The following is a 5,125-nucleotide window of genomic DNA, read 5'->3' on the forward strand; positions in this document are numbered from 1 at the left end:
GCCCGGCTGGTGGCCTCGCCCCGGCACGCCGACGCATTGCTGGTGACCGGACCGGTGACCCGCAACATGGCCGAACCGCTGCGCCGCACCTACGAGGCGGTGCCCGCACCGAAGGCAGTGGTCGCGGTCGGGGACTGCGCGCGGAACTGCGGGGTGTTCGCGGGCGCCTACGGGGTGGCCGGCGCGGTGCGCGAGGTGATCCCGGTCGACGTGGAGATCGCGGGTTGCCCGCCGCGGCCGGAAGCGATCGTCGAGGCGCTGCGGAAGCTGACCGGTCGATGAACCTCGCACAACTGGGCCTCGGCGTGGCCGTGGCTGTAGGACCGTTGTCCGCGATCGCGGCAATCCTTGTACCGCAACGGATACGAGCGACCGCGGTCGGCGCGGGCACGGCCGCCTGCGGCGCGGCCGGGGCGGTGTCGGGGATCTGCGCGGTGTCCGGCCAGACGTTCTCCCTCGCGCTGCCCGCGCTGCTGCCGCTGTCGGGTGTGATGGTCACGGTGGACACCCTGAGTGGGGTGTTCCTGGTCGTCACGGGAGGCGTCGCGGTGGCGGCGGGCATCTACGGGATCGGCTATGCCCGCCACGGTCTGGACGGGCGCCTGGTGCAGGCGGTGTTCCCGCTGTTCGTGGTGGCGATGCTGCTGGTCCCGGTGGCGGCCAGCGTGGGCACGTTCCTGGTGTGCTGGGAATTGATGGCCCTGTTCTCGCTGCTGTTGGTGCTCGCCGAGCATCAGCGGCGCCCGGAGGTCGCGGTCGCCGGGCGCTGGTATGCGGTGATGACGCACCTGGGGTTGGTGGCGATCCTGATCGGCCTGGTGGTGCTGGCCGGTAACGCCACCGGTGATTCCTTCGCCGCGTTGCGGGAGGCCGCACGGCACCTGCCGCCCGGTGTCGCCGACGTGGTGTTCGTGGTGACCCTGGTGGGGTTCGGCTCGAAGGCGGGGATCGTGCCGTTGCACGCGTGGCTGCCCCGGGCGCACCCGGAGGCGCCCAGTCACGTGTCGGTGTTGATGTCGGCAGCGATGGTGAACCTCGGCGTGTACGGGATCGTGCGGGTCGGGTTCGACCTGCTCGGCGGCGGCCCCCGGTGGTGGTGGCTGCTGGTCCTGGTCCTCGGGGCGGCATCGGCGGTCTACGGAATCCTGCAGGCGGCGATGAGCGCCGACCTCAAACGGCTGCTGGGCTATTCCACGACGGAGAACATGGGGCTGGTGCTGGTCGGGGTCGGCGCGGCCGGCATGTTCGCCTCCGCGGGCAACACCGTGCTGGCGGGGCTGGCGCTGGCCGCCGCACTGCTGCATGTGATCAACCACGCGGCGTTCAAGACGCTGCTGTTCCTGGCCGCTGGGTCGGTGCTGCACGCCACCGGCAGCCGTGATCTGGACGCCCTGGGTGGGCTGCGCACCCGGATGCCGGCGACGACGGCGGCGTTCGGGCTCGGCGCGCTGGCCGCCTCGGCGTTGCCGCCGGGCACGGCGTTCGTCAGCGAGTGGTTGCTGTTGCAGGCATTGATCCACGGTCTGCCCGCGTCCGGGGTGACCACGGCGATCGCGATGCCGGTGGCGGTGGCCGCGGTGGCGCTGACCGCCGGGCTCGCGGTCGCCACCTTCGTCAAGGCGTTCGGTGTCGGGTTCCTGGCCCGTCCCCGCAGTGCTGCGGCCGAGAAGGCGAGCGAGAGTCCGGTCAGCATGCTGGTCGGGATGGGGCTGGCCGGTGTGGGCGCGGTCGTGTTGGCGCTGGCGCCCACCCTGGTCCTGCCCGCGCTGGGTTCGGTGGCCGCCCGCACGGTGGGGTCGGCCGACAGTCCCACGGTGGTGGACGGGGTGACCGTGCGGCTGGCTGAGGTCGCCGGCTCACTGTCGCCGCTGATGCTCGCCGTCGCGTTGGTGGCCGCGATCATGCTCACGGTCGGGGTGCTGCGCGTGGTCGCGACCCGACGGGCCAGGCGTGCGGCGCGGCTGTGGGACTGCGGCGCCGGTCCACTGTCGGCGCGCATGGAGTACACCGCGACCTCGTTCGCCGAACCTTTACAGCGGGTGTTCGACAACGTGCTGCAGCCGGAGACCGACGTCGATGTCACCCACACCCGCGAGTCCAGCTACCTGGTGGAGGCCGTGGCCTACCGCCGCAGGGTGCCCGATCGGATCGAACGCCGCCTCTACCAACCAGTCCTGAAACTGGTAAGCGCCTGGGGCCGGGTCGGGCGACGGTTGGCGACCGGCAGCGTGCACCGCTATCTCGGCTACGGCTTCTATGCCGTGATCGCGGTGCTCCTCGTGCTGGCGGTGACCCGATGAGCGCGCTGGGCATCGTCGGCGGCGTGGTGCAACCGCTACTGGTGATCGCCGGATCTCCGGTGCTTGTTGGGGTGATGCGGCAGGTCCGGGCGAGGCTGGAAGGCCGGGCGGGTGCCGGGATCGGTCAGCCTTGGCGGGACCTGCGCAAGCTGTTCGGCAAGGAGCCGATCACGCCTCGGGGCACGAGCGAGGTGTTTCGGTTCGCGCCGCTGGTGCTGGTGGCTACCACGGTGGTGGTCGCGGTCGTGGTCCCGTTCGTGACCGTCGATTCCGCGCTGGATCCGGTGGCGGACCTGTTCGTGGTGGTCGCGTTGTTGGCATTGGGCACCGTGGCGCTGGCGCTGGCCGGGCTGGACACCGGCACAGCGTTCGGCGGCATGGGTGCCAGCCGCGAGATGACCATCATCGCCTTGGTCGAGCCGACCCTGCTGGTCGCGATCTTCGCGCTGTCGGTACGGGTCGGGTCGACCAACCTGGCCGCGATCATCGCGTCCACACTGGACGATCCGTCGCGGGTGATCTCCCCGGTGAGTCTGCTTGCCGCGGTCGCCCTGGTCGTGGTGATCGTCGCGGAGACCGGGCGGCTGCCGGTGGACAACCCGTCCACGCACCTGGAGCTGACCATGGTGCATGAGGCGATGGTGCTGGAGTACGCCGGCCCGGACCTCGCCCTGGTGGAGTTGGCCTCGGCGATGCGGCTCACGGTGTTCCTTGGTCTGCTGGCCAACCTGTTCCTGCCCTGGGGAATCGCCACCTCGGCGAGCCCGCTGGCGGTGCTCGGCGGGGTGGCGGCGGTCGCGGTCAAGGTGACGGTGCTCGGCGCGGCGCTGGCGGTGGGCGAGGTGTTCCTGGCCAAGCTGCGGCTGTTCCGGGTGCCGGAGTTGTTGGCCGGCTCGTTCCTGCTGGCGCTGCTCGCGGTCGCCGCGTCGTTCTTTCTGGCCTGACAAGGAGCTCGTCGTCATCGTGAGTGACACCACCTACGTCCAGCTACTGGATTTGGCCTGTGGCGGGTTGCTGCTGACCGCGGTGCTGGTGCTGTGGCGCCGCGAGCTGGTCGTGATCATCGGGGTGTTCGCCGCGCAGGGACTCGCGTTGGCCGCGCTGGTCGAGGTGTTGGCCGTGCATGAGGGCTCGGCCGAACTCGGCGGGGTGGCGGTCGGGATCCTGGTGCTGCGCGCCGGTGTGCTGCCCTGGCTGCTGCGCCGGGCCCTCGCGCAGGCCGGTCCGGCCCGGCGAGAGACCCGGCCGCTGGTCAACGTCGCCGCGTCGCTGTTGGCGGCCGCGCTGTTGACGCTGCTGGCCTACGCCGTCTCGCAGCCGTTGGTCACGCTCGCGCCCTCGCCGGCCACGCACGCGATCCCAGTCGGCGTCACGGTGTTCCTGATCGGGTTCTTCGTGCTGTTTTCCCGCCGCCGCGCCCTGTCGCAGCTGGTCGGGTTCCTGTTGATGGACAACGGCATCACCGCGGTCGGGTTCCTCACCACCGCCGGCGTCGGCCTGATCGTCGAGCTCGGCGTGTCGCTGGACGTGCTGCTGGCGGTGCTGGTGCTGCGGATCCTGACCACGCGGATGCGGGAGACCTTCGGCGACACCGACCTGGACGAGTTGCGGGAGCTGCACGACTGATGATCACCCTGTTGACGCTCGTTCCCGTGCTGCTGCCGGTGCTGGGGGCGGTGGTGTACCTGCTAGTGGGGTGGCGCCCCGCCACGAGATGGGTCAGCGCCGCAAGCGCCGCGCTGGTGTTGGCCGCCGCGATCGGCACCGCTGTCGAGGTCGCCACGACCGGCCCGCACGTCGCCCTGGCTGGCTTGCTGCGGGTGGACGCGTTGTCGGCGTTCATGCTGATCGTGATCGGCGCGGTCGGATTGCTGGCCACCGCCGCGACCCCGGCCTACCTGTCCGCCGAGATCGACGCCGGTCGCGCGAGCCCGCGCACCGCGACCCGGCACAGCCTGCTGGTGCAGGCGTTCCTGGCCGCGATGGCCTTGGCGGTGCTGGCCGCCGACCTCGGGGTGCTGTGGATCGCCATCGAGGCCACCACCATCGTCACCGCGTTCCTGGTCGGGCAACGTCGCACCCGCTCGGCGGTCGAGGCGGCGTGGAAGTACGTGGTGATCTGCTCGACCGGTATCGCGCTGGCCCTGTTGGGCACGCTGCTGCTCAACTACGCCGCCCAGCACACCCCGAGCGCACCCGGGCTGGACTGGGCCGCGCTGGTCGCCAGCGCGCACACCCTCGACCCGGGCGTCACCCGGATCGCCGTGGCGCTGCTGGTGATCGGGTTCGGCACCAAGGCCGGCCTCGCTCCGCTGCACGCCTGGTTGCCCGACGCGCACTCCCAGGCCCCGGCGCCGGTGTCGGCGCTGATGTCCGGCGTGCTGCTCTCGGTCGCGTTCTACGCGATCCTGAGGGTGAAGGTGATCGCCGACGCCGCCCTCGGGCCTGGGTTCGTCCGCGCCCTGCTGATAGTCATGGCGTTGGCCTCCCTCGTGGTGGCGGCCTCGCTGCTGCTGGCGCAGCGCGACTACAAGCGGATGCTGGCCTACTCCAGCATCGAGCACATGGGCTTGCTCGCCCTGGGGGCCGCGGTCGGCAGCCCCCTGGCGGTGGCCGCGGTGCTGCTGCACATCCTGGGCCACGGCCTGGCCAAGGGAGTGCTGTTCGTGGGCGCCGGCCGTGTCCTGCAGACCACCGGGACCAGCCAGATCAGCGAGGTCCGCGGCCTGGCGGCCCGCCAGCCGCTGCTGGCCGGATGTCTCGGGTTCGGGGTGCTCGCCCTAATCGGGCTGCCGCCGTTCAGCGTGTTCGCCAGCGAACTGGGC

The 5,125-nt window shown here is 71.4% G+C and carries 5 protein-coding genes; all 5 read left to right on the top strand.

The genetic code is table 11. The annotated features are described in order from the left end of the window. Positions 1 to 282, top strand: a 282-nt coding sequence (locus KUTG_RS49125; protein WP_043726855.1) for an NADH-quinone oxidoreductase subunit B family protein, incomplete at its 5' end; no start/stop codon positions are given. Then, positions 279 to 2,300, top strand: coding sequence for a proton-conducting transporter transmembrane domain-containing protein (locus KUTG_RS65790; RefSeq protein ID WP_043726857.1), 2,022 nt, complete (start codon positions 279 to 281; stop codon positions 2,298 to 2,300). The genes KUTG_RS49125 and KUTG_RS65790, both read left to right, overlap by 4 nt. Next, on the top strand, positions 2,297 to 3,244 hold the full coding sequence (locus KUTG_RS49135; protein WP_043726858.1) for a respiratory chain complex I subunit 1 family protein: 948 nt from the start codon (positions 2,297 to 2,299) through the stop codon (positions 3,242 to 3,244). Before KUTG_RS65790 ends, KUTG_RS49135 begins: the two co-directional genes overlap by 4 nt. A gap of 19 nt (positions 3,245 to 3,263) precedes the next feature. Next, complete coding sequence (locus KUTG_RS49140) at positions 3,264 to 3,926, top strand: hypothetical protein (protein WP_043726860.1); 663 nt, start codon at positions 3,264 to 3,266, stop codon at positions 3,924 to 3,926. Further along, a partial coding sequence (locus KUTG_RS49145) for a proton-conducting transporter transmembrane domain-containing protein (protein WP_043726861.1) occupies positions 3,926 to 5,125 on the top strand: 1,200 nt, incomplete at its 3' end. The genes KUTG_RS49140 and KUTG_RS49145, both read left to right, overlap by 1 nt.

Origin of the sequence: Kutzneria sp. 744 (assembly GCF_000568255.1) — a bacterium.
Lineage (GTDB): Bacteria > Actinomycetota > Actinomycetes > Mycobacteriales > Pseudonocardiaceae > Kutzneria.

Excerpts from the sequence above, each read along its gene's own strand:
- KUTG_RS65790 (WP_043726857.1), top strand. The coding sequence starts at position 279 with ATGAACCTCGCACAACTGGGCCTCGGCGTGGCCGTGGCTGTAGGACCG.
- KUTG_RS49135 (WP_043726858.1), top strand. The coding sequence starts at position 2,297 with ATGAGCGCGCTGGGCATCGTCGGCGGCGTGGTGCAACCGCTACTGGTG.